General features: G+C 50.6%; 26 protein-coding genes. 11 read left to right on the forward strand and 15 right to left on the reverse strand.

What is annotated here, in order from left to right; genetic code table 11:
• Nucleotides 1–310: 310 nt before the first annotated feature.
• Complete coding sequence (gene ytvI / locus MHH48_RS27145) at nucleotides 311–1429, forward strand: sporulation integral membrane protein YtvI (RefSeq protein WP_076324331.1); 1119 nt, start codon at nucleotides 311–313, stop codon at nucleotides 1427–1429.
• A gap of 161 nt (nucleotides 1430–1590) precedes the next feature.
• Here the strand turns inward: ytvI and MHH48_RS27150 are convergent, their stop codons facing one another.
• The 8 genes from MHH48_RS27150 to MHH48_RS27185 all read right to left on the reverse strand — a co-directional run bounded on the left by MHH48_RS27150 (nucleotide 1591) and on the right by MHH48_RS27185 (nucleotide 10825).
• Nucleotides 1591–1983, reverse strand: coding sequence for an FxsA family protein (locus MHH48_RS27150; RefSeq protein WP_076324332.1), 393 nt, complete (start codon nucleotides 1981–1983; stop codon nucleotides 1591–1593).
• A 4-nt stretch (nucleotides 1984–1987) separates the two neighbouring features.
• Nucleotides 1988–2497, reverse strand: coding sequence for a thioesterase family protein (locus MHH48_RS27155; protein WP_076324333.1), 510 nt, complete (start codon nucleotides 2495–2497; stop codon nucleotides 1988–1990).
• Between the two features lie 104 nt (nucleotides 2498–2601).
• A complete protein-coding gene (pyk, locus tag MHH48_RS27160; protein ID WP_076324334.1) occupies nucleotides 2602–4029 on the reverse strand; it encodes a pyruvate kinase in 1428 nt (475 codons plus the stop codon).
• A gap of 111 nt (nucleotides 4030–4140) precedes the next feature.
• A complete protein-coding gene (locus tag MHH48_RS27165) occupies nucleotides 4141–5130 on the reverse strand; it encodes an acetyl-CoA carboxylase carboxyltransferase subunit alpha (protein WP_076324335.1) in 990 nt (329 codons plus the stop codon).
• Nucleotides 5130–6023: an acetyl-CoA carboxylase, carboxyltransferase subunit beta gene (gene accD, locus MHH48_RS27170; protein ID WP_071218063.1), complete on the reverse strand. Its 894-nt coding sequence runs from the start codon at nucleotides 6021–6023 to the stop codon at nucleotides 5130–5132. Before accD ends, MHH48_RS27165 begins: the two co-directional genes overlap by 1 nt.
• A 92-nt stretch (nucleotides 6024–6115) precedes the next feature.
• Nucleotides 6116–6304, reverse strand: a complete 189-nt coding sequence (locus MHH48_RS27175) for a hypothetical protein (protein WP_006212044.1) — start codon at nucleotides 6302–6304, stop codon at nucleotides 6116–6118.
• Between the two features lie 155 nt (nucleotides 6305–6459).
• On the reverse strand, nucleotides 6460–6954 hold the full coding sequence (locus MHH48_RS27180) for a phosphatidylglycerophosphatase A (RefSeq protein WP_076324336.1): 495 nt from the start codon (nucleotides 6952–6954) through the stop codon (nucleotides 6460–6462).
• A 145-nt stretch (nucleotides 6955–7099) separates the two neighbouring features.
• Complete coding sequence (locus MHH48_RS27185; RefSeq protein WP_076324337.1) at nucleotides 7100–10825, reverse strand: DNA polymerase III subunit alpha; 3726 nt, start codon at nucleotides 10823–10825, stop codon at nucleotides 7100–7102.
• 178 nt (nucleotides 10826–11003) lie between these two features.
• Here MHH48_RS27185 and MHH48_RS27190 point away from each other — a divergent pair, with 178 nt between their 5' ends.
• From MHH48_RS27190 to MHH48_RS27200, 3 genes are all read left to right on the forward strand, one after another.
• Nucleotides 11004–11330 (forward strand): YtrH family sporulation protein, encoded by a 327-nt coding sequence (locus MHH48_RS27190; RefSeq protein WP_076324338.1) that lies wholly within the window; start codon nucleotides 11004–11006, stop codon nucleotides 11328–11330.
• A 3-nt stretch (nucleotides 11331–11333) separates the two neighbouring features.
• Nucleotides 11334–11837, forward strand: a complete 504-nt coding sequence (locus tag MHH48_RS27195) for a hypothetical protein (RefSeq protein WP_076324339.1) — start codon at nucleotides 11334–11336, stop codon at nucleotides 11835–11837.
• A 134-nt stretch (nucleotides 11838–11971) separates the two neighbouring features.
• Nucleotides 11972–12283, forward strand: coding sequence for a YtpI family protein (locus MHH48_RS27200; protein ID WP_076324340.1), 312 nt, complete (start codon nucleotides 11972–11974; stop codon nucleotides 12281–12283).
• A gap of 83 nt (nucleotides 12284–12366) precedes the next feature.
• On the opposite strand, the gene MHH48_RS27205 is transcribed toward MHH48_RS27200, so the two are convergent.
• The 4 genes from MHH48_RS27205 to MHH48_RS27220 form a co-directional block, all read right to left on the reverse strand.
• Nucleotides 12367–13701 carry a DRTGG domain-containing protein gene (locus MHH48_RS27205; RefSeq protein ID WP_076324341.1) on the reverse strand — a complete coding sequence of 445 codons (1335 nt, stop codon included), beginning with the start codon at nucleotides 13699–13701 and terminating at the stop codon, nucleotides 12367–12369.
• A gap of 177 nt (nucleotides 13702–13878) precedes the next feature.
• Entirely contained in the window at nucleotides 13879–14166 is a 288-nt protein-coding gene (locus MHH48_RS27210) for a hypothetical protein (protein WP_076324342.1), read from the reverse strand.
• Nucleotides 14167–14307: 141 nt separating this feature from the next.
• Nucleotides 14308–14655 carry a YlbF family regulator gene (locus MHH48_RS27215; protein ID WP_076324343.1) on the reverse strand — a complete coding sequence of 116 codons (348 nt, stop codon included), beginning with the start codon at nucleotides 14653–14655 and terminating at the stop codon, nucleotides 14308–14310.
• A 75-nt stretch (nucleotides 14656–14730) separates the two neighbouring features.
• A complete protein-coding gene (locus MHH48_RS27220; protein WP_076324344.1) occupies nucleotides 14731–15897 on the reverse strand; it encodes a DUF445 family protein in 1167 nt (388 codons plus the stop codon).
• Nucleotides 15898–16033: 136 nt separating this feature from the next.
• Between MHH48_RS27220 and MHH48_RS27225 the strand changes: the two genes are divergently transcribed.
• From MHH48_RS27225 to MHH48_RS27250, 6 genes are read left to right on the forward strand one after another with little or no spacing between them, the layout of a single operon-like run.
• Nucleotides 16034–17428: a YheC/YheD family protein gene (locus MHH48_RS27225; RefSeq protein ID WP_076324345.1), complete on the forward strand. Its 1395-nt coding sequence runs from the start codon at nucleotides 16034–16036 to the stop codon at nucleotides 17426–17428.
• Between the two features lie 15 nt (nucleotides 17429–17443).
• Nucleotides 17444–18580, forward strand: a complete 1137-nt coding sequence (locus MHH48_RS27230; RefSeq protein ID WP_076324346.1) for a YheC/YheD family protein — start codon at nucleotides 17444–17446, stop codon at nucleotides 18578–18580.
• Nucleotides 18577–19950 (forward strand): YheC/YheD family protein, encoded by a 1374-nt coding sequence (locus MHH48_RS27235; RefSeq protein WP_076324347.1) that lies wholly within the window; start codon nucleotides 18577–18579, stop codon nucleotides 19948–19950. Before MHH48_RS27230 ends, MHH48_RS27235 begins: the two co-directional genes overlap by 4 nt.
• Nucleotides 19947–21053 carry a YheC/YheD family protein gene (locus MHH48_RS27240; protein WP_083659757.1) on the forward strand — a complete coding sequence of 369 codons (1107 nt, stop codon included), beginning with the start codon at nucleotides 19947–19949 and terminating at the stop codon, nucleotides 21051–21053. Before MHH48_RS27235 ends, MHH48_RS27240 begins: the two co-directional genes overlap by 4 nt.
• Nucleotides 21054–21106: 53 nt before the next feature.
• Nucleotides 21107–21646, forward strand: a complete 540-nt coding sequence (locus tag MHH48_RS27245; RefSeq protein ID WP_076324348.1) for a GNAT family N-acetyltransferase — start codon at nucleotides 21107–21109, stop codon at nucleotides 21644–21646.
• Nucleotides 21628–22743 carry a YheC/YheD family protein gene (locus MHH48_RS27250; RefSeq protein WP_076324349.1) on the forward strand — a complete coding sequence of 372 codons (1116 nt, stop codon included), beginning with the start codon at nucleotides 21628–21630 and terminating at the stop codon, nucleotides 22741–22743. Before MHH48_RS27245 ends, MHH48_RS27250 begins: the two co-directional genes overlap by 19 nt.
• Before the next feature lie 103 nt (nucleotides 22744–22846).
• Here the strand turns inward: MHH48_RS27250 and MHH48_RS27255 are convergent, their stop codons facing one another.
• Nucleotides 22847–23533, reverse strand: a complete 687-nt coding sequence (locus MHH48_RS27255) for an HAD family hydrolase (RefSeq protein ID WP_076324350.1) — start codon at nucleotides 23531–23533, stop codon at nucleotides 22847–22849.
• A gap of 194 nt (nucleotides 23534–23727) precedes the next feature.
• Between MHH48_RS27255 and MHH48_RS27260 the strand changes: the two genes are divergently transcribed.
• Nucleotides 23728–24006: a hypothetical protein gene (locus MHH48_RS27260; protein WP_076324351.1), complete on the forward strand. Its 279-nt coding sequence runs from the start codon at nucleotides 23728–23730 to the stop codon at nucleotides 24004–24006.
• A gap of 32 nt (nucleotides 24007–24038) precedes the next feature.
• Here MHH48_RS27260 and MHH48_RS27265 read toward each other — a convergent pair whose 3' ends face one another.
• Nucleotides 24039–24248 (reverse strand): DUF5957 family protein, encoded by a 210-nt coding sequence (locus tag MHH48_RS27265; RefSeq protein ID WP_076324352.1) that lies wholly within the window; start codon nucleotides 24246–24248, stop codon nucleotides 24039–24041.
• Nucleotides 24249–24250: 2 nt separating this feature from the next.
• Nucleotides 24251–24655: a DUF6220 domain-containing protein gene (locus MHH48_RS27270; RefSeq protein WP_076324353.1), complete on the reverse strand. Its 405-nt coding sequence runs from the start codon at nucleotides 24653–24655 to the stop codon at nucleotides 24251–24253.
• Nucleotides 24656–24722: the final 67 nt, after the last annotated feature.

A 24722-nucleotide genomic window follows, 5' to 3' on the forward strand; every position in this document is an offset into this window, starting at 1 on the left:
AAGTCGGATAAAAAAGAAAACGCGAAAAAAATTGCTATGGTCCTAGTCATAAACCTTCTCATATCATACTGGATTTTGTCTGATATGTGAACATGAGCAGCGACATTCGCCGCATCAAATTGTTTTATCGACACCATAAACATTTTTTTGAAATCACTTACAATTCCATTATACCTGTGATAATTCTCATTGTCGAATCATGAAGACAAGCGTTTTCCAACTCTTTATCCTTATATTGAAACTCCTTGCATAGGTATAGAGAATGAGCGACTCTGCTCGTCCTTGAAGTGCTGCAAAGGAGTGTGATTGTTTGGAACGATTGATGCTCAAGCGTTTTGGCCGGGGAGTGTGGGTGCTGTCTTCCATCTTCGTGATTGCCTATTTAATATATGTACTGCTGCCGCTGCTTTATCCCTTCCTTCTGGCCTGGATCATCGCCTATGCCATGAATCCTTGCGTCCACCTGCTTCAGCGGAGTTTGAAGCTGCCGCGGTGGCTCGCCGTCACGTTGTCCCTGCTGTTGTATTTCGGAGCGGCTCTACTGATTCTTACTGCGGCTGTTACCAGACTGGTCAAGGAACTGATTATTCTGTCACAGTCCTTCAATCTCCATATTGATACCTGGATGGAATGGCTGACGGCCTGGATGCAGAATGATAGCTTCCAGAATATCATCAATGAGATTAGCCGGTTTTATCAGAACAACCCGAATTATCACGATACCATCAATCAAAATATTACCCGTACGACACAAACGATTGGCACGGCCGTGACCGATTTAGTTACCAGTATTTTTAACGGAATTTTGCAAATTATTTATTACTTGCCGAACTTAGGCACGATTCTGATTGTTGTTTTACTGTCAACATTCTTTCTCAGCAACAGCTGGGAGCGCCATAATCGCGCGCTTATCCGCATCCTACCGGGCGTCATTCGCAAACCCATGATCTATATCTTCTCGGATCTGAAAAAAGCATTGTTCGGATTCGCGAGGGCCCAATTGATCCTCATCTCCATCACGGCCCTTATCGTCATGCTCACGCTTTATGCGCTCGGGGTCGATTCCGCCTTCTCCATCGGACTTCTGATCGGCTTGGTGGATCTTCTCCCATACCTTGGCGTCGGCATCGTCCTGATCCCCTGGTCGCTGTATGCCTTTATGTCGGGCGACCTGACGCTCGGCATCGGACTGACCGTCCTGTACAGCATCATCCTGATCGTCAGGCAGATCATGGAGCCCAAGGTGCTCGCCAGCAGTGTGGGACTGGACCCGCTCGCCGCCCTGCTGGGCATGTTTGTCGGGCTCAAGCTGTTTGGCATTCTGGGATTGATTGTAGGTCCTGTGTCGCTTGTCATCCTGGATGCGTTCCACCGGGCCCATGTATTCAAGGACCTAAGGAATTATATTATCGGAGGCAGGTTCAGATAGCCGTCAGACGAACAGGTTTGACTCATGATAGGGCAATAGTGATCCGATTATCGCAGGACTGATAGAAGTACTTCCGTGGTGCTCCCTGATTCTCTCTCGTACTCCATGCATAGATAGACCGGCCCACGAAGGGGCCGGTCTTATGGGTGATCCTGTTTGTTTTATCTGCGAAAGATCGTAATCTTGCCGTTTTTCATATTTTTCTTCATCCATTTCAACAGCAAAATCCGATACAGCGGGCGGGTCAACGGAAATATCAGCGTAAATCCGATAATGTCAGTTACAAAGCCCGGCAGAATAAGTAGTACTCCACCTGCAAATATACATAGGCCATCAGCCATGGAAGCACCCGGAACCATGCCTGAGTTCATTCTCTGCTTGGCATCTTCCATCGCTTTGCGACCTTCGAACCTCATCATGGCCACGCCAACCGCAGAGGTCAGCAGTGTCAATAACAAGGTATTCATGCCACCCACGCGATCCGCAACAATCTGGAAGCCGAATATTTCAATAGCAGGCACGAAGATAATCGCTGCCAGCAACCATTTGAACATGAAGCTACTCCTTCCTCCCCCAAAGGGTGTCCCTCAATGCATCATACAGCTTTGGGGAGCATTTATCCAGTCGGGCCGGCTTCCACTCTCGATTCAGCCATACATGTCGGGTCGCACCTGCCGTTAACAAGGCACCAGGCAGCCCGGATTCGGGAGACAAATCCATCGTCCCCAAATCTGCCTGCTCCTGTTCGCTCAGCAAACGGACCTCATATTCATAGTGTATTCGAAGCGGGGAGAAATCAGTCATTCTGGTAAATACCGTTACGAGATCATCATACCGCGCAGGCTGGCGGTACTTGATATCAAGTTCAACCACCGGGAGCAGGACGCCTTCTTCTTCCATTCCACGATACGTAAATCCCATTTCACGGATCATTTGGGTGCGCCCGATCTCGAACCAGTTTAAATAGTTAGCATGGTATACGACACCCATTTGATCGCTTTCCTGATAACGCACCCGAAATGACGTCCAGAACCAGCGGCTTAGTGTCGGCACGGATGGCTTAGGCATCAACATCACCCCCTTATCTATGCAAAAAGCAATGGTCGACAGAATCATCGTCCATTGCTCATATGCTGCTATATTCAGAATCCAACGGATTCTTGACTGTTGTATTACTTCTGTTGTGGAATTTGATCCACTTTCAGCAGGTTGGTCGAACCGGAACGGCCCAGCGGCACGCCTGCTGTAATCACAACAAGATCGCCTTCTTTAACGAGTCCGGACTTCACGCCGCCTTGCAGCGCGTAATCAAACATCTCGTCCGTAGAAGAAGCCTGTTCGCCTTTAACCGGCGTTACACCCCAAGTCAGTGCCAAACGTCTCATCGTTCTGTCTTGAGTCGTGACAGCGACGATAGGAGCCTCTGGACGGTATTTGGATACCATGCGAGCCGTTTGACCAGATTCCGTGGACGATATGATTGCTTTGGCATTCAGGTCGAGTGCCGAGATCGCAACGGATTGGCTGATTGCTTCGGTAACGCTGGTATCTTGAGCAATACGCTGTTTCAAGAACATTTCACGATAGTTCAGTGCGGATTCCGCTTTCTCTGCGATACGGGACATGGTCAAAACGGATTCTACAGGATATTTACCTGCAGCCGTTTCGCCGGACAGCATGATGGCATCGGTACCGTCAAAAATCGCATTGGCAACGTCACTTGCTTCCGCACGGGTAGGACGTGGGTTGCGCTGCATGGAATCCAGCATTTGCGTAGCCGTAATGACCGGTTTGCCAGCCAGGTTACATTTTTCGATCATGCGTTTTTGCACCAATGGAACTTCCTCAGCCGGAATCTCAACACCGAGGTCGCCGCGGGCTACCATCAAGCCATCGGATACTTCGAGGATTTCATCCAGGTTGTCAACGCCCTGCTGGTTCTCGATTTTGGAGATGATTTGGATGTGCTCGCCATTATGCTTCTTCAGCAATTCGCGAATTTCAAGCACGTCACTTGCTTTACGAACGAAGGAAGCAGCAACAAAATCGATGCCCTGTTCGATCCCGAAAACGATATCGTTGGCGTCTTTTTCCGTAATCCCTGGGAGCGAAATCGCGACTCCCGGTACGTTTACACCTTTTTTGCTCTTAATGGTTCCGCCATTGACGATGCGGCATCTGATTTCGGAGCCTTGAATCTCCACCACGGTCAGACCGATCAAACCGTCATCGATCAAGATCGTGGATCCGACTTGAACATCTTGCGGCAACTCTTTATAAGTAATGGACAAACGATTCTTATCACCAAGGATTTCCTCGGTAGTAAGGGTGATATATTCATCTTGTACAAGCTCAATCGGTTCCAATTCAAGTTTACCTGTACGGATTTCCGGTCCTTTGGTGTCAAGCAGGATCGCTACCGTTTTGTTCAACTCTTCACAAGCTTGGCGGATGTTCTTGATCCGGTTGCCATGCTCCTCGAAGTCGCCGTGAGAGAAGTTCAGACGAGCCACGTTCATGCCGGCCATAATGAGCTTCTTGGTGTTTTCCAACGATTCACTGGAAGGACCGATGGTACATACAATTTTTGTTTTGCGCATTTGGGTTTCCTCCGTTTATTAAAGGGTTCTCTATATCTCTTTTTCCAACAACTAAATCTACTACAAAAAGTCTAATTTGTATAGGAACTTTGTCATATCGTCACATACTCATCAGATTTTCACAGAATCGTCTTCCTGTTCCGCCTTCGCAAAATCGAATTCGCCAATCTTGCGGAACTTGCGGTACCGGTCTTCCTTCAGCTCGCAGGCATCCATGACGGATAGCTCTTTCAGCTGGCTGATCAGTGCGCTTTGAATGGCGGCGGCCGTCTCTTCATAGTCGCGGTGCGCACCGCCCTTAGGCTCCGGTATAATTTCCTCAATGACTTCCATTTCAAGCAGGTCCTTAGCGGTGATCTTCATGGCTTCCGCAGCCTGGTCCGCTTTGGATGCATCCTTCCACAGAATGGATGCGGCGCCGTTCGGTGAAATGGCGGAATAAATGGCATGCTCAAGCATCAACACACGATTGCCTACAGCCATCGCAAGGGCACCGCCGCTCCCACCTTCGCCGATGACCACAACAACAATAGGCACCCCAAGGGACGACATTTCCCGTAGATTACGGGCAATCGCCTCGGACTGACCTCTTTCTTCTGCTGTATTACCCGGATATGCGCCTTTTGTATCAATAAATGTGATAATGGGACGCTTGAACTTGTTCGCCTGCTGCATAAGTCGCAGAGCTTTACGGAAGCCTTCCGGATGCGGACTTCCGAAGAAACGCGCGATATTATCCTTCGTATCCTTACCGCGCTGCTGACCGACCACCGTGACGGGAACACCGTCCAGTTTGGCCAAGCCGCCGACAATGGCAAGATCGTCCCCGTAGAGACGATCTCCATGCAGCTCAATAAAATCCGTAAAGATCAACTGGATCAAATCAAGCGAAGTCGGTCGCTGCTGATGACGGGCCAGATGCATTTTCTGGGAAGGCGAAATCGAAGAATAAATTTCTTCCTCCAAACGACTATATCGTTCTTCCAGGCGGGCGATTTCATCCGTGAAATCGATCCCTTTTTCCTGTCCGAATTGTTTCAGTTCATCAATCTTCTTGCGCATTTCGGCAAGTGGCATTTCAAAAGGCAATTCGCCTGACATCAGAATCCCCCTTTCACGGTATGCATCTCCAGCAGCTTACCAAGCATGGAGCGCATATCTTTCCGATGAATAACCATGTCAAGCTGACCATGAGCCAAGTTGAACTCCGCTGTCTGGAAGTCATCCGGCAGCTTCTGGCGAATGGTCTGTTCAATAACGATACGGCCCGCAAAACCGAATACGGCTCCCGGCTCGGCAATATTGATATCGCCAAGCGTCGCAAAGCTGGCGGATACACCGCCGGTCGTCGGATCCGTTATCACTGAAATATAAAGCCCGCCGAGTTCGTTAAACCTGGACAGGGCTGCGCTTGTTTTGGCCATCTGCATCAAACTGAGAATACTCTCCTGCATCCGGGCACCGCCGGAAGTGGAGAAAATAATGAGTGGTAAACGCTTGTCCGTCGCAAACTCGATCGCTCGGGTGATTTTTTCCCCGACGACGGAGCCCATGCTTCCCGTGAAGAAATCAAAACTCATCACAGCCACCACAACAGGCTGGCCGAGAATCGAGCCTTGACCGGTAATAACCGCATCATGAAGACCGGATTTCATCTTCTGCTGCTCCAGCTTGGCCGCATATCCCGGAAACTTGAGCGGATCCACCGAGATCATATCTGCGTCAAACTCTTCAAAGCCTGTCTCATCCAGCGTCATAGCAATCCGTTCTACCGCATTCAGGCGCATATGATGTCCGCATTCCTGACACACCTTCAGATTCTTCTCAAGCTCTTTGCTGTATTGAATGGTGCCGCACTTAGCACACTTATTCATCAGACCTTCCGGAATTTCCCGTTTCGGGCGTTCGCCTTCCTGAGGCTGCCCTGCTGTCCCAAGTCGTTCCGATGGGATCGTTGCGTATTTCCTTTTTTTCTGAAATAAGTCTTTAAACACAACTACACCTCTCCAGCCGTAAATTTGAATGGCCGCCGCAATAGCACATCGCCGATCCGTACGCTAAGCTTCGCTATGTAACCCAGATGAAACTAGGGGTGCAATATCGAATTCAACACTTCCTGTACTTCCTCAAGCTCTCCGGAGGGTACCAAAATCTCAAACTGCTGTTTGGAAAGATTCACAGGACGGCTTTGAACCAAAAAACCTTCTTCCGTTAGCCTGGTCTTGATCATTTCCGCCACCTTTGCAGTTGGCGCAATATAGATTACCGTCCACATGCCTTTCAGATCCCCCTAATCTCGTCCCACAGGCATATCCTGAGCCGATATAATGGATAATGATAACATACTTCAGTTTTTACCTCAACAAAGAGAGCAGGGGGCTGAAAGCCAAATCTTACCCTTATGCAGCGATTCGACACCGCTCGCGCAAATCAGTCAGAACCTGCGGTATAATGGGCCGCATCGGGATTGTTATGGGCGATGCGTGAGGAAGCGGCAGCGGCGATGCCTGCAACGAGATCATCCAGAAACACATGTATCCCGTCCGACTTTTCATTTAATATCTCAATCACACCTATTTTTTCTTTGTCCAGGTAACCGAAACTGGTCAGTCCGATCATGCCATATATGCTCGTGACACCAAGCGCCATGGTCTCATCCACTCCGTAGAGCGGTTCGTCTTGCTCCATAATCGATTGCAGCGGCTCCGGCAGCAGTTTCTTCTCCGCCAGCTCATCCAGCGCAATGCCCGTATACAGCGTATACTGAACTTCGCGCTTGCCGAGAACGGCCCGGACGCTTTCTTCACACTGCTCGATGGTTAACTTCGGATGATAACGCTGCTGCAGCTTCAACACAATATCCGCGATGGAGCTTACGCTGACTCCTCTGCGGCTGAGCATGCTTTCTGCCAAGTCCATTGACATCACAAATCCCCCCCGCGTCTTTGGCCGCGCTCTTTCAATCCGGTTCTATCATGAAGAGCCTTCTTCATGCGAATACTCGGCCAACATTACCTGTAGTGTCCTAATTGTATGCGGGAGGGATGGGAAACGTTCTTAAATTTTCATGTCACTTCACTTTAACGGTGTCCTTACCCAGCATGCTCTCCATTTCGGCAAAAAGCTCTGTCGAAGGCTTAATCCGATAGGCATCGCTAAGCGCAAGCACCTTCTGGCTTCGCTCATAAAACAGCACCGTTGGCACATGCCCCGGATGCTGCTGCAGGAGCTCTTTCAGCTTCACCAGCAGCTCCGATTGCTCCGCATCGGCCGTTATTTTCACAAACACGCGCTGCTCAGCCTTATGATTCGATACGCCGGTACGAGATTCCTTCTCGGACGATAAGCTGCTGCCCGATGCTTCATTTCGAATTGAGGTCGAATCATCGCCACTCCGGGCGACAAGCGGCTCCGGAGGCGGGACGGCCGAGGGATTACCGGCCGAAACCGGCGGCATGCCGACTGCGCCCGATTTTACGCCCCGACCGTTATTCTCTCCGCCGGATCTTCCTCTTCCGCCTGCTGTTCCCCGAACCTTGCTCCGGTGAACCAGTTGGCTCAAGGTTTGCGCCTCAAGCGGAGCGATTTCTTCGGCCAGCAGCTTGAAGCCTTCGTCCTGCAGTTGGACCTTTGCCCGGATCGCGAGCAGTGCGCCTTTATCAATCAGATGCGCGCTTCGCTTCCACACTTCGGGAAAGAGAACGACCTCGCAGCGCTCGATTTGGTCCTCGCACTCCATGAAGGCCATCGCCTTCCCCTGTTTCGTCGTAATGGTCTTTAGTGTAACCACCATCCCGGCAACCGTAGCCATCGATTCATCTTCCGCTTCATGCAGATCCATTAACCGATCAGCTCCGGATTCCGTCAGCGTATCTTCGAATCCGTCTAGTGGATGACCGGACAAATACATGCCTAGCAGCTCACGTTCGAATTCGAGCTGCTGACTTGCGGTATACGGCGGGATGTCCGGATATTCAATGTCCCAATTCGTCGTTTCCACGAAGTCGAAGAGCTGAATCTGGAGATCATCCCGCTCCTTTCTCCACTTCACGGCCGCTTCGACCGTTTCGTCCAGCATAGCAACCAGTTGGGAGCGGTGACCCTGCAAGGAATCGAAAGCCCCCGCCTGGATAAGCGACTCGATCACGCGCTTGTTGCATACGCGGAGGTCCACCCGGCGGCAAAAATCAAGCAGGCTTTCAAACGGCTTTTCACGCCTGATCTCGACGATATTCTCCACCGCTTGCGTGCCAACATTCTTAATCGCGGCAAGCCCGAATCGGATTCCGCCTCCGGCAGGACGGCCTTCATCATCGCCGCCCTCGGCAGCAGGACCGCTCATGACCGGCGTGAAATACGTTCCGCTTTCGTTGACATCCGGCGGCATGACCTCGATGTCGAGCCGCCGTGCCTCCAGCACGTATTCGGCTACCTTCCGGTGGCTGCCCATAACCGCAGTCAGCATGGAAGCCATGAACGGAACCGGATAGTGCGCCTTAAGATAAGCCGTCTGGAAGGCCAGCACGCCATAAGCGGCAGCATGCGCACGGGGAAATCCGTAATTCGCGAACCGGACGATCATATCGTACACACGGTTGGCCTCATCCTCGCTATAGCCGAGCTTGAGACTGCCCGACACGAAATGGCTCCGCTCCCGGTCCAGCACTTCGCGCTTCTTCTTCGAAACCGCTCTTCGCAGCAAATCGGCTTCCCCGAGCGAGAAGCCGGCCATCGTCGAAGCGATCTGCATGATCTGCTCCTGATAGACGATAATGCCGTACGTATCGCCTAATATCGGGATCAGGTCCGAATGGGGATACTCCGGCTCAATCCGGCCGTGCTTGGCTTGAATGAACTTCGGAATAAACTCCATGGGACCCGGGCGGTACAAGGCATTGACGGATACGATATCCTCAAATACCGAAGGTTTCAGATCCTTCAGCACCCGCCGAATGCCCGCGGATTCGAGCTGAAATACGCCCGTGGTATCGCCGCGCCCCAGCATCTCATACGTCAGATGATCGTCATCTTGCACTTGTTCGAAATCGAGTGTTCTGCCGGTCAATTCTTGAATCCATCGCAGCGTACGCTCAATGATGGACAACGTCCGCAGACCCAAAAAGTCCATCTTGAGCAGCCCCACGCTCTCCAGATTCTCCATGGAATACTGTGTCAGCGCCGTCTTCTCGCTGCCTTCCTGCAGCGGCACAGCATCCGTCAGCAGATCGCGGGAAATGACAATGCCCGCCGCATGCGTCGAAGCATGACGGGGCATGCCCTCGACCTTCATCGCCATATCGATCAGCTCGCGCACCTTCGGCTTCGTCTCGTACTGCTCCTTCAGCTGTGGGCTTTGCTCCATCGCTCCTGCGATGCTGATGCCCAGGTGGTTAGGGATCAGCTTGGCCGCCTTGTCCACATCCCCGAACGGCACATTCAGCGCACGTCCGACATCACGGACGGCCGCCCTTGCCGCCATCGTACCGAACGTGATGATCTGAGCGACATGTTCTTTCCCGTATTTATCCACCACATAATCAATGACCTCTTCCCGGCGCTCGTCACTGAAGTCGATATCAATATCCGGCATCGTAATCCGTTCCGGGTTCAGGAAGCGTTCAAACAACAATTTATATTTCATCGGATCAACATTTGTAATGTGAAGCGTGTAAGCTACCAAGCTGCCCGCCGATGAACCCCTGCCCGGTCCAACCGCGATGCCTTGCCTGTGGGCATAGGCGATAAAATCCCATACGATCAGGAAATAATCGCTGAAGCCCATGCTCTCAATGACACCGAGCTCATAGTTCAGTCGCTGCTCCAGCTCGCTGCGCAGCGCTTCATCCTGCCACCGCTCCGTATTCTCATAACGTCCTTTCAGCCCGTTCAAGCAGAGATCCCGCAAGTATTCTGCTGCATTTTTCCCTTCAGGAAGAGAGCTGTATTCCGGCAAAATGGACTTGCCGAACTCCAGCTCCAGGTTACATTGGTCCGCAATCTTAGCCGTATTCAATATAGCTTCAGGCACATGGGGGTACAGACGCTCCATTTCGCTGCCGCTCTTCAAATAGAGCTGGTTCGTCTGGATTTGCAGCCTGTCTTCATCTTCCACCGTTTTGCCCGTGCCGATGCAAATTAGGACGTCCTGAACTTCGGCATCGCTCTCAGCCAGATAATGCACATCATTGGTAGCGACCAGCGGAATACCCGTCTCGCGGCTCAGTTGAATCAGCTGGGGATTCACGCGCTTCTGCTCCGGAATTCCGTGATCCTGCAGCTCCAAGTAGTAGTCTTCTCCAAAAATCGCCTGGTAACGAAGCGCAGCGGCTTTCGCTTCCGCCTCACGTCCATGAAGCAGATGCTGGGGAACCTCGCCGCCCAAGCAAGCGCTGAGACATATGATGCCTTCATGATGGGCGGCGAGCGCCTCCATATCGATTCGGGGTCTGTAATGGTACCCCTCCAGATGCCCGATCGAGCACAGCTTCATCAAATTGCGATAGCCGGTCTCATTCTTGGCAAGCAGAATCAAATGATAGATCGGCTGATCCTTGCGGCTTCCCCGCTCCTTGCGGGAGCCTGCCGTGATATAGGCCTCGCAGCCGATAATCGGTTTGATGCCTTGCGCCATGCAAGCTTTATAGAACGGAATGGCACCATACATCACGCCATGATCCGTAAGCGCCAGCGATTTCATTCCAAGCGCCGCCGCTTCCCGCACCAGGTCACCGATACGTGCCGCTCCATCGAGCAAACTGTATTCACTATGCACGTGCAAATGCACGAAAGAGCTCATCGTAACGCCTTCCTTTCGCCGGTACATGTATATTTAAAATCAATCCAAAGATATCTTTAAAAGTCTTTATACCATTTTATCATAATCCCGCTAGGCCCGCCCATAGAATGAAACTAGGGAGTACGTGGACAGGCGGTTGCCTTAACATCCACCAAGAGAAGAGAGGAGACATGAGGGCATGAGCGTTTTTTTATCAAAAGCCATCCTGGACTTTTTTATAGCCTTCGGCATCGTGCTGGGGGGAGCCATGGTGGGAGGTGTGGGCGCCGTGCTGTCCCTGCAGCCCCCCACCCACACCATGATGGAGGTCGCAGACCGAATTAAGATCTGGGCGCTTGCGGCTGCCATCGGAGGCACCATCGATCCGATGAGGGTCATTGAGAGCAATATGCTTGGCGGTAATTTATCACCTGTGATCAAACAAATTCTATATCTCGGCTTTGCATTTCTTGGAGCACATATGGGCAGCGAGCTGGTCAAATGGGTGTGCTCCAGCCGGAGTTAATCGATGCGCGTACCTCCAACCCACCGCTTCCGCCCCTTCTATCAGGTCGCATCCATCTTCGTGCTGGGGATGGTTGTCGGCAGCATCGTCTACAACTCGGTCTATCATGCAGCCTACAATAAACTATGGGAAACGAATCAAGGCCAGCAGATCAAAATTGCACAATATGAAGAAGACATCGAGTCGTTAAAAAAATACAATAAACAATCGACGGTCATCAAAGAAATCAAGATCCGGAGCGAGCAAAACGACAGGGCGCCGCTGGATCCCGTGATCATCAAAGAACTCATCAAGCTTATGGGCGATGATCTGGCAGCCCTTCGGGGCCGTAATGTGTTTGATATCGACGCGGACAGCAAGCTGACGCGCTCACTCCTTAGCGACAAAATATATACGGTTCGCGAAAAGGATTACAAGGTCCAAATCAAGACCATGCTTGTGATGGAAGGTGTACTTCAAATCTGGGTTAGCTTTGATCATGTGGATGCAAAGTCAACGGTATCATGATACAATACCGGTATTGTACATGATCGAATCTACACGCTTCTAGAAGTTGTTCAGTAAGTCAGCCTGACTTATTGAACACGCACTTTTAGCTATATCGTAAGCATGTTACTGAATATAAAGGAGCCTTCCATTCCATGATCACAGTCATCCACTATATCCTATACATTATCCTCGTTCTGTCCGTGATCGCTGCCGCGCTGTACAGCATTCGCGCACGACGAGTAGCGGATCCCGCAGACCGCGGAATCTATATGTCCATGATGAACCTCTATATGGGCATTATGCTGGTTTCCCTTTCGCTAGTCTGCATGTTTCTGTTCAGCGGCTCCACGCCGGCTGTCATTGTAGAAGCCATATTCTTGGTGCTTGGCGCATTTAATATATTTTCCGGCATAAGAAGCCGCACCTATTACAGCAGACTGAAGGATTCGCGGACGGCCAGTTAAATTAAATTAAACGGAACAAGGGCATCCCAGAAGGTCTATTATAAGACCTGCAGGATGCCCCTTTATTTTGTCCGGAATTTACGTCAGCCATGATCGATCGCCTGCATCGTCATGACCGCTTTGGCAATCAGGTTCGTCTGATGCTGAATCTCAATCTCCATCTTGCAGGTACGGCGGCTGATCTCCAGCAGTTTCGGCATAATGACGATCGGGTCCTCGATCTGTACGGGCCGGATGAAATACGTTGACAGATGGTCCAGCACATGATCCCAGCCGCTGATATCCTTGGCCGCTTTAACCGCCGCTTGGCTCATTACGGTCGTAAGCACTCCTTGTGAAATCGTTCCAAGTTCTGAAGCCATTTGGGGCGTGATAAAACCGTGAAAGAACAAACGCCCTTCCTCATCCCGATCCTCTGCAATCCCATTCCAGATCAGCTGATCAAACGTTTCGCCGAGCTGAGGCTGATTTCGCGCATCCCGCAGTGCCCCTAACACTTCTTTACGAGTGACCGTTGCAAGCAGCTTGCGGTTCCGATCCACAATCGGCAGAAAATCGATCCCTTCCCACATCATAATCTGCGCCGCTGATGCAAGCGAAGTTTTCATGCTTGCCGTCACCGGGTTACGGGTCATCGCTTTCTCGATCGGCTGGGTGTCGGCGAGCCCTTCCACATCCCGGACACCAACAATGCCGATGACCCGGTTCCATTCGTCGGTTACCGGATAACGGATTTCCCCGGTCGCTTGTGAAATCCGTTTGAATTCCTCAACGGTGACGGAGTTTTTCAACTGATGATTCTTCGGCTTATCATGAGCGATATCCTCCACCAGCATAATTTTCTTCTTGATTAAACGGTCAAAAATGGCGCGGTTAATCATGGAGGCGACGGTAAACGTGTCATGACGGGACGATATAATGGGCAGATGCAGCTGGTCTGCCAGCTGCTTCACTTCCCGGCTGGTTCCGAAACCGCCCGTAATCAATACGCCCGCTCCCTGCTCAAGTGCCAGGAAATGGGCATCTTCACGGTTACCGACAATCATGAGGCTTCCGGCATCGATATATCGGATCATCGCCTCTACCTTCATAGCGCCAATCACGTATTTATGCAGGCTTTTATTAAGCCCCTCCGCACCGCCAAGCACATGCCCTTCCACTATTTCAACAACATCGGCAAACATAAGCTGCTCGGATATGTTCCGCGGCTTCCGTTCCACACGAACCGTGCCGATCCGCTCCTTCGTGACCACAATGCCCAGGCTTTCCGCTTCCTTCACCGCCCGATAAGCGGTGCCCTCGCTGACGCCCATCTCTTTAGCTAACCGTCGTACCGATATTTTGCTTCCAACCTTCAAACTTTCAATATGCTGAACCAACTGCTCGTGTTTAGTAATCGTATCATCTCGAACGTCCAACTGTTACACCCCCAGAACACTATCTGTACCATACTGTATCTATTATATCACGTCCTATGACACTCCCATACCCGTCAGAAACAAAAAAACCTCCCATAAAGGATAACGGATGGGCGATCCAACCGTATACCTTAAGGGAGGTTTTTGTTCATCACAACGCTCGCTATGATCCAACTCTTAATTAGCTTCCTGGCTCTTCTGTTCCTCAGGCCATTTCAATTCCCATTGACGCAATTTCTCCTTGCGGATCTCATCGAGCGCTTTCTGTTTCGCTTCATCTACACCGATGAGGTAATAGAGATGCGAACCGATCACGAGCAGGGCAAATCCTGCCCAGACTGCACCGAACAGCGAAACCCACGAGAACCCGCCAGAAAAGGAAATGCTGGGAAGGGCGTATATCAACATGCCGAGTGCAACCAATAAATAAGCGGTGTGTTTAAACTTGTTCTTCTTTTTTTTCATTGTAAACGCAGCTCCTCTACTCTCTGAAATCTATATTTCTACTCTATGAGGAGCTTGCGCAATTTATGAGACAAGTTTTTAAAAATTGTTCAAATTCGATCCGAAATTAACGGCCCGCATCATGGTTACAAATAGATTGCTTTATGGTTGAGCTGGTCCGTACAGATGCTGGAGGCTATCCGATATAATCTTGTTCACGTCTTCGATGATGACACTCAAACGCCGCTCCGCGTCAAACAAACGACGAATGTTCAGGTTCAAGCTAAGCACCTCAAACTGCTTCTCCATCTTCTCCATTTCGTCCTGAGCCGGCATATCGCCGGACATCATACGCTGTTGAAGCTCCATCTGGCGCTGACGGAAATCATCCAGCATGCGTCTGCTCTCCGGATCTGCATCCACGAGTTTCATAGCAGAGGTGATCTCCTCTACCTCCTTGCTTTCCCTCATCGCTTTTGCCAAATCATGTGCCTTGTCATAAATGTTCATTTTTAATTCCTCCAATATATTCGGCCAAAATGCCATTTTTTTCAATTCGCCTTTCGCCTTACTCCATCAAACATCTCATCTCCACAGCACAATCAGCATGGATTGGAACAATCCGATCACTCCGCCCAGCAGAACTCCAAGCCAGGTGATAGCCCTGAATTCACGGCCGGATACACTTAGAATGATCTCTTCCAGCCGCTCAATTGGAAACTTCTCCACCTGCTCCTGAACGAGCTGCGGCAAGTTAACAGCCTTCATGGCAGCCGGGATGCTTCGCTCAAGGAAACCCAGTCCCTTATCGAGCAGTCCAGGCAAGGCTGCCCCAATAGCCGGCATTCGCGGTCCGATCACTTCGCTAACACGAAGAAGCTCGATCCGCTCAATCCACTTGGACCAAGGAAGCTTATCATCCAAAGTTCGGGTGATCCAAGCTAAGCCCGGCTCATCCGCGACATGTTCGATGAGATTCCCAAGCGGCATATCACCGTAATACGACAGCTTTCCTGAGATGATATCCGTGATGGTCTTGCGGACTTTCTCTCCCTCCAGCTGCTGAATCAGCATGGGCGTCAGCTTCTGGACCAGCTTATCCTCATCCACAAAGATCGAAGCCATGGTCCCGAGAAATCCGCCTGCCTTATCGATGAGCGATGAAGCCACCTCCGATAGCATAAGCTGTCCCTTGGCGGACAGCAGCGTGTTCTTCAGCTCCTTCAGCACAATATCGGCGGCAGCCCCGCTCCAGCCCTGGATCGTTTCCTCCGACCAGCCGGGAACAAGCTCCTTCAGCGGCTTTGCCTCCAGCCCGTAGCCATGCCATACTGCTGCGGCACCCCGGGCCGTAAGCTGGCGGGCTGATTGTTCAGCACGGACCTTCAATTGCTCCCACTGTTCCGAACTCCATACCTTTAGCGCCAAGTCTCGGAAGCTCAGCTCCGACTGGCTCCATTCCTCCAGCTTCCGATAGAGGCTGTCCTCTATCTTACCCCGAAACACCGGCTTACGAATAAGCTCCTGCAAGCCCTCGCTTGTTACCAGGTAATCCGAGACCACGTGTCCGAGCGACTCGGCTATTTCGTCTTTACGCTTGGGGATGAGCCCTGGTGTAAAGGGTATGCGGCGACCCAGGATGATTTTTTCTTCACGAGGATGAAACAGCATTTTTATCGCAAAATGGTTCGTTATGCCGCCAACAAAAGCAGCAACGCACACGTTCACCAAAATAAACAGCCAGTTCTGCATTTTAAGCACTCCTTTTTCCCGAGCAGTACAATCACCAAGGGATATATGTCCTCATATGATGCATTACATGCAATGATCAGATGAAGTCTTTGTCTGTTCACTTAAGTATCCAGTTGTTGTCGGAAGGAGATCCATCATGCGCAAATCCAAGATTAAATCCAACACCAAATCCAAGATATCGGCTCAATTAATCCGCTCAGCCCAGCTTTCGGATAACGATATCAAGCTTGGTGACCGTCTCATAAGACAGCTCCGTATCCCGACAGATTCAAAGGTACAGCTTGCCTTTGGCTCCTTCAGGCAGGAAGTCAGCGTTACCTCAGGAGGAAAATCGAACTCGCTGGCCCTAAGCCCATCCGTATTCAGCCATTCGGGACTTCTTCCTCGTACCGTCATGAATGTCAAATATTATCCAACGGAAAGAACACTGAAGCTCGGTCCGCTTATCGGGATCATGGTTAGTCGCTATCAACCGGATGAACCTGATAAACCTTTCGGATCGATCTCAGCTTTCTGCTTGGAAATGGTCAACGCAGCCAAGAAACAAGGCGCATATGTATATTTTTTCACACCTGACATGATCGGTTCGAACCCGGCAACACTTGAAGCCATTGCTTATGACGCAGGATGGAAAAAGCTCAGCGTTCCAGCTCCGGACGTCATTAATAACCGGCTGTCTACCCGCAAACTGGAGAATAGTCCTAGCGTACAGCATTTTATGAGAGAAGTAAAATCACAATTCGGCACCCATATCTTTAACGAGAAATTTCTCGATAAATCCGATGTCTTCGAGGCACTCGGACCTGATGCGAAACTGCAGAAATACTTGCCGGAATCCTACTTGCTTAGCGGTTATCCGACGCTCAAAAAAATGTGTGCTACTTATCGGACGGTCTTCCTGAAACCGGTCCGGGGTAGTCTGGGAAAAGGTATCATCCGGATATCCCGCCAAGAGAACGGCCATTATCAAACGATGACCACCTCTCTTGAAGGAAGCAAGAAGAATACCTACTCCTCGCTTCCAAAGCTGTTCAGCAGCTTATCCGGAAAAATAAAAAAAACGCGTTATCAAATTCAGCAAGGATTGGATTTAATCCGCATCAATAGGCGAAACGTTGATTTTCGCGCGCTTGTTCATAAAAACAAAAACGGCAAATGGGCAGTGACCTCGGTCGTGGCCCGCATTGCCGGCGGAAACCACTTTGTTTCCAATCTCGCCAGAGGTGGTACACTGTCTTCCGTCAAGGATGCGCTTGCCATGAGCAGTATCCCGTTAAACTCCAAGCAAACGGCCCCCGCTCGAATGAATCAAGCGGCGCTCGATATTGCTCATGGTCTGGAAGCTGCCATCCCCTATCATTTCGGAGAGTTGGGCATTGACTTGGCAATTGATACGACAGGACGCATTTGGCTCCTGGAGGTCAACTCCAAGCCGTCCAAAGGCGAAAACGCACCGCTGAATGCCGACTCCAAAGTAAGGCCGTCAGCCGTACGACTCGTTCAGTACTGTATATACTTGACGGGTTTCTAAAAAAAGGAGAACCCTATGGCCTCAAACAAGATAGGCACCCTGGGTGTCATGGTATGCCGCAAACCGGGCTTCCCTCCCTTTAATGAGAAGGAATTTCTCCGTGAACTAAGCTCGAAGGCCAAGGAACTCGGCATGCAAGTATTTGTTTTTTGTCCGGATGATGCCTCTCCTGCTTTTGGTGCTGCAAGCACCATAGACAGGATACAAGGATATCAATTCAATCCGGGAGATGGCTGGACCATCGGCACCTTTCCTCCTCCTGACGTCATCTATGACCGATGCCTGCACCGAAACGGTGAGGAAACGGCTGCTGCCGGCCAATGTCTGGACCAACTGCTGCAGCAGGGCGTAAAGCTGTGGTCACGAGGTCTGCCCGGCAAGCAGAAAGTTCATGAAGTATTAAAGCGCTCCTCCGCCTTACGACCTTATCTGCCGGCAACTTTAAACTATACGGGTGCCGAGACACTGAACAGGGCTTTGCTGGCTTTTGGCAGCAGACTTTTCATGAAACCTAGCGGAGGCTCCCAAGGCCGTCATACTTTGTACCTCGCTCTGACAGATCACCAGCGTGTCAGACTGCAAGGAAGGGATCGGAGCAATCGCATGTTCCAGCAGACCATTCCCGCACAAGAGATGAACGAATGGGTGAGGCGTTTTACCGGCCGACGCCGATTTATCATTCAACCCTACCTGGAGCTTTGCAACCGTAACGGAGACCCGTTTGATATTCGGTCATTGGTTCAAAAGAATGACCGCGGCATATGGTCCATCACAGGAATCGCCGCTCGGCAAGGCGTAAGCCAAGGGCTGACCTCGAACCTACACGGGGGAGGTACGGCATTTCCAGCCCTTCCCTATCTAACGACTGATTTCGGAGAAGAACAGGCCATGAAGATCATTCAGAACATCCGGAATCTGTCCGCTCAGCTTCCATCTTCGCTCGAAGAAGGATTCGGCCGACTCGGCGAGCTGGGAATCGATTTTGGCGTGGATACAAAGGGACGGATCTGGATTCTGGAGGTCAACTCCAAACCGGGCCGCCGCGCATTTACACTAACGGGAGATGGTCACGCAGCCCGGCTGTCCGTCGAACATCCGATTCAATACGCCCGTTATTTATTGCTTCGACAACTTAGGAGGGTAAATACATGAGTTTGAATTTCGGAAATATTCATTTCTCGCAGCAGCCCGAAAAAGTCGTCTTTTTATCCGGTTCGCTTCTAAAGAGCCTGGGGCTATCAAGCAGGAAATCGATTAAGCTTCGCATCGGTACCAATACGGTGTCCGCTGCTGTGAAACCGATTGAGCGATCGGGGAAACACATCTATTTAAGCAACGGTGTCCGAAATGGCATCAACGTCCCCAGACAGGGCCCTGTCTATATCCATTCCCCCGGTGAGGGCGAAATCGTGCTGGGGCCTGTGGTTGGGGTTCTGTCCGACGGACCACATAATCCATCCAGCCCTTTTGGAGCCCGAACCTCGTATATTCGGCAGCTTCTTCGTGAGGGCAACAAAAAAATGTTCGTATATGCCTTTGCCCCCCGGGATATCAACTGGCAGCGCGGAACCATTCATGCCTATATGCTCGGTTCCGGCGGCGGTTTTGTCCGCAAAACCGTTCCGCTCCCTGATGTCGTCTATAATCGCCTTCCTAGCCGGAAAACCGACTTCTCCCCTTTTACCAATCAACTGAGAGATCGGTTTCTGAAGCGCAACATCAAATTTTTCAACTGGGCCTTCTTCAATAAATCCGATGTGTACTCCCAACTGGACGGCGATGTGCAGGCAGGCAAATATTTGCCGGAAACGTATAATAATCCTAGTCCCGAGCGGATTAAGGATATGATGGAGCGTCACAACTTTGTGTATTATAAGCCCTCAGCCGGAAGTTTAGGCCTTGGAATTTACCGGTTAACCTATCTTCCCAAAAAAGGATACTTCGCGCGTTATCATGGAAACGGGGGCAACACCCTCCTCAAGTTTCCAAACTTTAATAGTCTGATGCGGATGCTTCAAGCCAAACACGGCTCCAAGCTGCGAAACTATGTTATCCAGCAAGGAATCCGTCTCATTGAAATCGACAGCTGCCCCATCGACTTCAGATTCCACATGCATAAGAACAGCAAAAACCGCTGGTCCGTGGTTGGTATCGGTGCGAAAAAGGCCGGAAGGGGCAGCGTCACGACGCATATCAAGAACGGGGGATCCTTGATGACGCCGGAGCATGCGCTCAGCCGGGCCTTCGGCTCCAAAGCGAAAGATGTGCTGGAGCGTGCCAAGGACGCTGCCATCGAGATGTCGGAAGCCATCGAGAATCATCATCCGCATCTGTTAGGAGAAATCGGGTTCGATATCGGAATAGATGACAACGAGAGAATATGGATGTTTGAAGCGAATTCGAAGCCGGGCCGATCGATATTCAACCACCCTTCCCTTAAAGGGGAAGGAAAAGCATCGGTCGAGCATATTTTTGAACACAGTATGTATCTCAGCGGCTTCCACAGGGGGAATGATTCGTGATCAACCGAGTGGAGAGTGATGGAAGACCGGTTGTAGCCATCCTGACCATGCACGATACGCATACGATGTTCAGGGGCAACCGGCAAAACTTTCAAGAAATCATCAAGACGGGAAAAGATATGGGCTTTATGGTCTACGTAGTGACTGTACGTGATCTGAAGCTTGATACGGGTACTGTCAAGGGCTACATCCTGAACAACGACCATTCCTGGGAGCAGAGGCCATGCCCTCTGCCCCAGGTTATATATAACCGGATCCCCTACCGAGAGGATGAAGCTCTTCCCTGGGTTCGCCGCAAAATCAAGGAATGCCAAGATCATCCCCATATCGATATCTATAATCCACACTTTTTCAATAAATGGCGGCTGTTTGCTTGGCTGAACAAATCCCGGTTAACTAAAAAATGGGCTCCTTTGACAAAGCGTTTGAAAGGTTATCCCACTTTATATGAAATGATGAAGCGGAAGCCTTACCTGTATCTTAAACCCGAGGACGGCAAAGCCGGGCAAGGGATCATGAGGGTACGATATCAGAAAAACAAACCGCTCCCCTACCGCATACAGATACAGAACAACAAAAACAGCACCACATACAAAGCAGCCTCCTTGGAGCGGCTTTGGAACCGGGTTTATCAAGAGACTAAAGGAAGCTCATACCTGATCCAGCAGGGAATCGAGCTGGCCCAGGTCCACGGTCGCGCCTTCGACCTCCGTATACTTGTGCAGAAGAACGAATACGGTTTCTGGGCAGTTACAGGAATTGGAGCTCGAATGGCAGGCGCCAAGAGCATAACCACGCATGTTCCTCGCGGAGGAACGATTGAGGATCCAGAGAAGCTGCTTCCGATTGTATTCGGTCAGGAACGGTCCGACGCCATCCTTAGCGAAGTTAAAAAAGCAGCCGTGCATATGGCACGGCAGATTGAGAAGAGCTCTGGTCAAATCCATGGCGAAATGTCCATGGACCTCGGGATTGATAACGAGGGCGTCCTTTGGTTCTTCGAAGCCAATTCAAGACCCATGAAATTTGACGAACCCGCGATCCGGAAAAAATCACTGGAGCGGATTTTTCAATATTCCGAATACCTGATCAATCAAAGGTAGTCCTTGCATCCTCTAGAGCAACCGTTAAGGAAGATACGAAAGGAGGGGATCATGTGGAAATCTCATGTCTCTCTCTCTCAAGCCCGGAAGAATGGCCGCATGCCAGACAGCAGTGCAGCGATTTCTTCCGACGGTACGGCAACAAACGTCTAACCCGCGAAGGTTACCAGTGTCTGGCCTCGCTATCCTATGAAGGGCTGCTGCAGCCCGGCACCTCAATCATGGCGGCTACGGTTCGAAGCGATATCGGCCGCATACCTGTGGGGATATGCTTTGCGGCGGATTATGGAGAAGGTGCCTGTATGATTGCTGTACACCCTCTATACCGCAACCGGCATATCGGTTCTTCCCTGATCCGCTCACAATTATCCAAATTTGGACGGCTGCGATGCAAAGTGGCCGCCGATCATTCCGCAAGTTTGCAAATGTGCTTTCATGCAGGGCTTAAGGCCATTGCTCTTGAGCAAGGTCCGACGAGCAAACCTACGCTCGTTATGAGCGGAGTCCTGCCCCTGCACCCATTCCAAAGTTGTTCAACATCTAGTGCTGACTCTATTCAAGAAGGTGAACTTCTGTGTCAAAACCCGTCTTAGGTATTATGACGTTATACTTGGATGAACGAAAAACGCTGGAGGAGCGGCATATCTACGAGCATATGATCAGGGAAGGAAAAGCGATGGGGCTCGACGTTTACGTCTTCACTCCTGCCGACGTCAACAGTACCCAAGGCCTGATCAACGCCATGGAATACGATCCAGATCATCAGAAATGGAGCCGGCGATGGCGCTCGTTTCCCAATATGATCTTTGATCGCTGCCGCATTCAAAAGAGCCCCCGCTTTCAACAGCTGCTGCGATTTCGTTCCCACTATCGGCATTTATTGTTTCTGAACAGACCTTTACGCAACAAATGGACGATTCATCAAGTACTGTCCACCAAGAAACGCTTCCGGCCCCATCTGCCGGATACCCGGATCGTAACAAGCACAGGTGACATCCACCGGATGCTTAATGTACATCCTACCGTCTATTTTAAACCGATCAATGGAACGGGCGGACGCGGAATTCTGCGGATTACGAAGGTCCCTGGTGTTGCGGGTACGTATGAAATCCGGGGACGCAATTCCAACCGGAACATCATTCGACCAAAACGAATGCCTTCAGGCCATTTGGCACAATATCTGTCGGGCTGGGGTAATAAAGATCGATATTTGGTTCAAGAGGGGATACAGCTGGAGCTGCCGGATGGAAGAGTGCATGATTACCGGATGCTCGTACAGAAAAACGGATCAGGCGTATGGCAAGTGACCGGTTGTGTGGGACGCGTCGGGGCGCCGAAGAGCGTTACCTCCAACCTGCATGGCGGCGGACGCGCGACCATGATGGAAGAATTATTAAGTAAATGGATCACAGATCCGGTAAAGCGCGCCAGCATCCGCGAGGAAGCCGATTCCCTCGGCGTGGATGTAGCCCAATTTCTCGACGGACAGTATGGAGGTTTGTGCGAGCTTGCCCTGGATCTGGCCGTGGACAAAACCGGAAGAGTTCTTCTCCTCGAGGTGAATCCGAAGCCATCAAGAGAAGTCTTCTCCCAAATCGGCGATACGGCTGCATACCGTGAATCCATGGTGAAGCCTTTAGAATATGCACTGTGGGTCTATAGTCAAAAAAAATCCGCAAAAAATGCTTAAGATAAATCATAAAAAACCGTAATTTAGAATCAGAAATGCACAAAGGCTGTTTCCAAGAGGTTGCTTGATACCCTTGGGAACAGCCTTTATGACTCCTATCGATCTACTCTGCTTGATCATGAAGCTTCAGCAGGTGTGAAAAAGAATGAATAACGACGTCTGATCCCTTCAGCTCCTGCTCCCCGCCAAAGCCTGCATAGTGGCAGCCAATGACGGTTTGTCCGTTCTCTTTGCCTGCCTCCACATCCGATGACCGGTCCCCTACCATCCAGGCGTCCCGGATATCGTGTTCATCCAGCAGCAGTCTTACCAAATCCACCTTGGAAGCCGTTCCATGCTCTCCGGCACTGTAGACGCCTTCAAAGAGCGACATGATCCCTCTCGCTTCGGCTATGCCTTTCACGTAATGCTCCAGGCCGTTGCTAGCAACAAACAATCGGACGCCGCGCCGATGAAGCTCCTCCAGCGTCTCCTTCACTTCTGGATACAATACGGCTGCTTCATTGTTTAAGCCTTCAAGTTCCAGCTGCAGCAGCAGCTCGTCTGCACGGCGATGGGCTGCCGACGTTCCATTCGGCATGACAATTTTCCAAATGTCTTCGAGCAGCATGCCCAGACATCCAAGCATGAGCTCCTCATCCGGCGTTTCTCCTTCATAATGCCCCTCTTCACGTAAAATGTCGAACAATTTGTGATAGGCGGGCAGCAGCAGGGTCTCCGTCTGAAACAGCGTTCCATCCATGTCAAATATCATCGCTTCCGGCTTGATCAACGTTGCAGTATTTTCCAATTCGGTCCTTCCCTTCCCTTCAATCCATATAATCTGATTCTAGTCTAATCTTTCCTCATCATATAGGAACCATATCACATCTGCAAACCCCATCTCCTCATTTACTTTTGATCTTCCGCCTATAAAATATGCGTAACCAGGAGTGCTTTATAGTTGTTATACATATAACACGTACTACGATGAGGGGGATTTACATGCCTGGAATAAAGGAGTCTGATACTACACCGCCAATTGGGCAGTTGGAAGCCGAGCTATTGGCTGAGCTGAGCCGCTATGATCCCCATGAACAAGCTGTCATTCTCAAGCGGATGGTGAGCCGCCTTAAGAAAGAACGGTATGTCCGCAGCCCGATCGTAGTGGTTAAAGAGATGATCCGGACGCCGCTCGTATGGCTCCTGCTGTCCATGGGAATGATGATCCCCATTCTGTTCTATATCCTGTTCGTTTGGGTATCGCTGGCAGTTGAAGGGTAATAGGATAGAGGTAGGTACCAACTGATTGGCGTTTATCGTTTAAAGCACGGACGTGGACGCCAAATCATTAATGTGGCGGCGCATAATGCCGAGGTAACTACCGGCAAATACTTGAGACCCTTCAACCCTTTTTCGTCTCCTCCATATAATACTTGCGACATAACGGCAATCACTTCATTCAGAATGAGCCCACCCGCATAACCTCCGATTAAAGCCATAACCAACACCGCAAGGCCTTTCATATTCAATCTACCCCTCTTTGTCCCTGTCGATAGTACGGCAGAAGGGAGCGCGCCGTGTCCACCGCGAGCCAGAACAATCCGATGGCAATGACCGGATGCCATGCACCCGCACCAGGGAAATTGGCCGTGAAATACTGGCTGAGGACCAATAATAACATGACCAACGAGCTCCATTTATACTTGGTGGGCAGCTTGCCTACAAAACCCAAAAGCAGCATAAGCAGCGGCACAATTTCAAAAAAATGAACAAATAGAGTATGGCTTCTCCACATCGATCCATCGTGAAACAGTGCCATGCCAGCAAATAGCGTCTGAATAGCAATACAAACAACAAAAATCCAGGCCAGCCCTAGTGAAATCCAACCGGCGAGCGGTGTTTTTCTGACAGATGAAGCTTGTTGATTCATCTCGATACCCCTCTCTTGTTTCATGATCGTTACGGATACCATCCTATCACCGGAATGTTGTGATCTT

This window comes from Paenibacillus sp. FSL F4-0100 (assembly GCF_037993005.1).
Taxonomy (GTDB): Bacteria; Bacillota; Bacilli; order Paenibacillales; family Paenibacillaceae; genus Paenibacillus_AQ.

Coding starts and splice junctions, on each gene's coding strand:
- MHH48_RS27150 (WP_076324332.1), bottom strand. CDS start 1,983: ATGTTCAAATGGTTGCTGGCAGCGATTATCTTCGTGCCTGCTATTGAA.
- MHH48_RS27155 (WP_076324333.1), bottom strand. CDS start 2,497: ATGCCTAAGCCATCCGTGCCGACACTAAGCCGCTGGTTCTGGACGTCA.
- pyk (WP_076324334.1), bottom strand. CDS start 4,029: ATGCGCAAAACAAAAATTGTATGTACCATCGGTCCTTCCAGTGAATCG.
- MHH48_RS27165 (WP_076324335.1), bottom strand. CDS start 5,130: ATGTCAGGCGAATTGCCTTTTGAAATGCCACTTGCCGAAATGCGCAAG.
- MHH48_RS27175 (WP_006212044.1), bottom strand. CDS start 6,304: ATGTGGACGGTAATCTATATTGCGCCAACTGCAAAGGTGGCGGAAATG.
- MHH48_RS27180 (WP_076324336.1), bottom strand. CDS start 6,954: ATGTCAATGGACTTGGCAGAAAGCATGCTCAGCCGCAGAGGAGTCAGC.
- MHH48_RS27185 (WP_076324337.1), bottom strand. CDS start 10,825: ATGAGCTCTTTCGTGCATTTGCACGTGCATAGTGAATACAGTTTGCTC.
- MHH48_RS27190 (WP_076324338.1), top strand. CDS start 11,004: ATGAGCGTTTTTTTATCAAAAGCCATCCTGGACTTTTTTATAGCCTTC.
- MHH48_RS27195 (WP_076324339.1), top strand. CDS start 11,334: ATGCGCGTACCTCCAACCCACCGCTTCCGCCCCTTCTATCAGGTCGCA.
- MHH48_RS27200 (WP_076324340.1), top strand. CDS start 11,972: ATGATCACAGTCATCCACTATATCCTATACATTATCCTCGTTCTGTCC.
- MHH48_RS27210 (WP_076324342.1), bottom strand. CDS start 14,166: ATGAAAAAAAAGAAGAACAAGTTTAAACACACCGCTTATTTATTGGTT.
- MHH48_RS27215 (WP_076324343.1), bottom strand. CDS start 14,655: ATGAACATTTATGACAAGGCACATGATTTGGCAAAAGCGATGAGGGAA.
- MHH48_RS27220 (WP_076324344.1), bottom strand. CDS start 15,897: ATGCAGAACTGGCTGTTTATTTTGGTGAACGTGTGCGTTGCTGCTTTT.
- MHH48_RS27225 (WP_076324345.1), top strand. CDS start 16,034: ATGCGCAAATCCAAGATTAAATCCAACACCAAATCCAAGATATCGGCT.
- MHH48_RS27230 (WP_076324346.1), top strand. CDS start 17,444: ATGGCCTCAAACAAGATAGGCACCCTGGGTGTCATGGTATGCCGCAAA.
- MHH48_RS27235 (WP_076324347.1), top strand. CDS start 18,577: ATGAGTTTGAATTTCGGAAATATTCATTTCTCGCAGCAGCCCGAAAAA.
- MHH48_RS27260 (WP_076324351.1), top strand. CDS start 23,728: ATGCCTGGAATAAAGGAGTCTGATACTACACCGCCAATTGGGCAGTTG.
- MHH48_RS27265 (WP_076324352.1), bottom strand. CDS start 24,248: ATGAAAGGCCTTGCGGTGTTGGTTATGGCTTTAATCGGAGGTTATGCG.
- MHH48_RS27270 (WP_076324353.1), bottom strand. CDS start 24,655: ATGAATCAACAAGCTTCATCTGTCAGAAAAACACCGCTCGCCGGTTGG.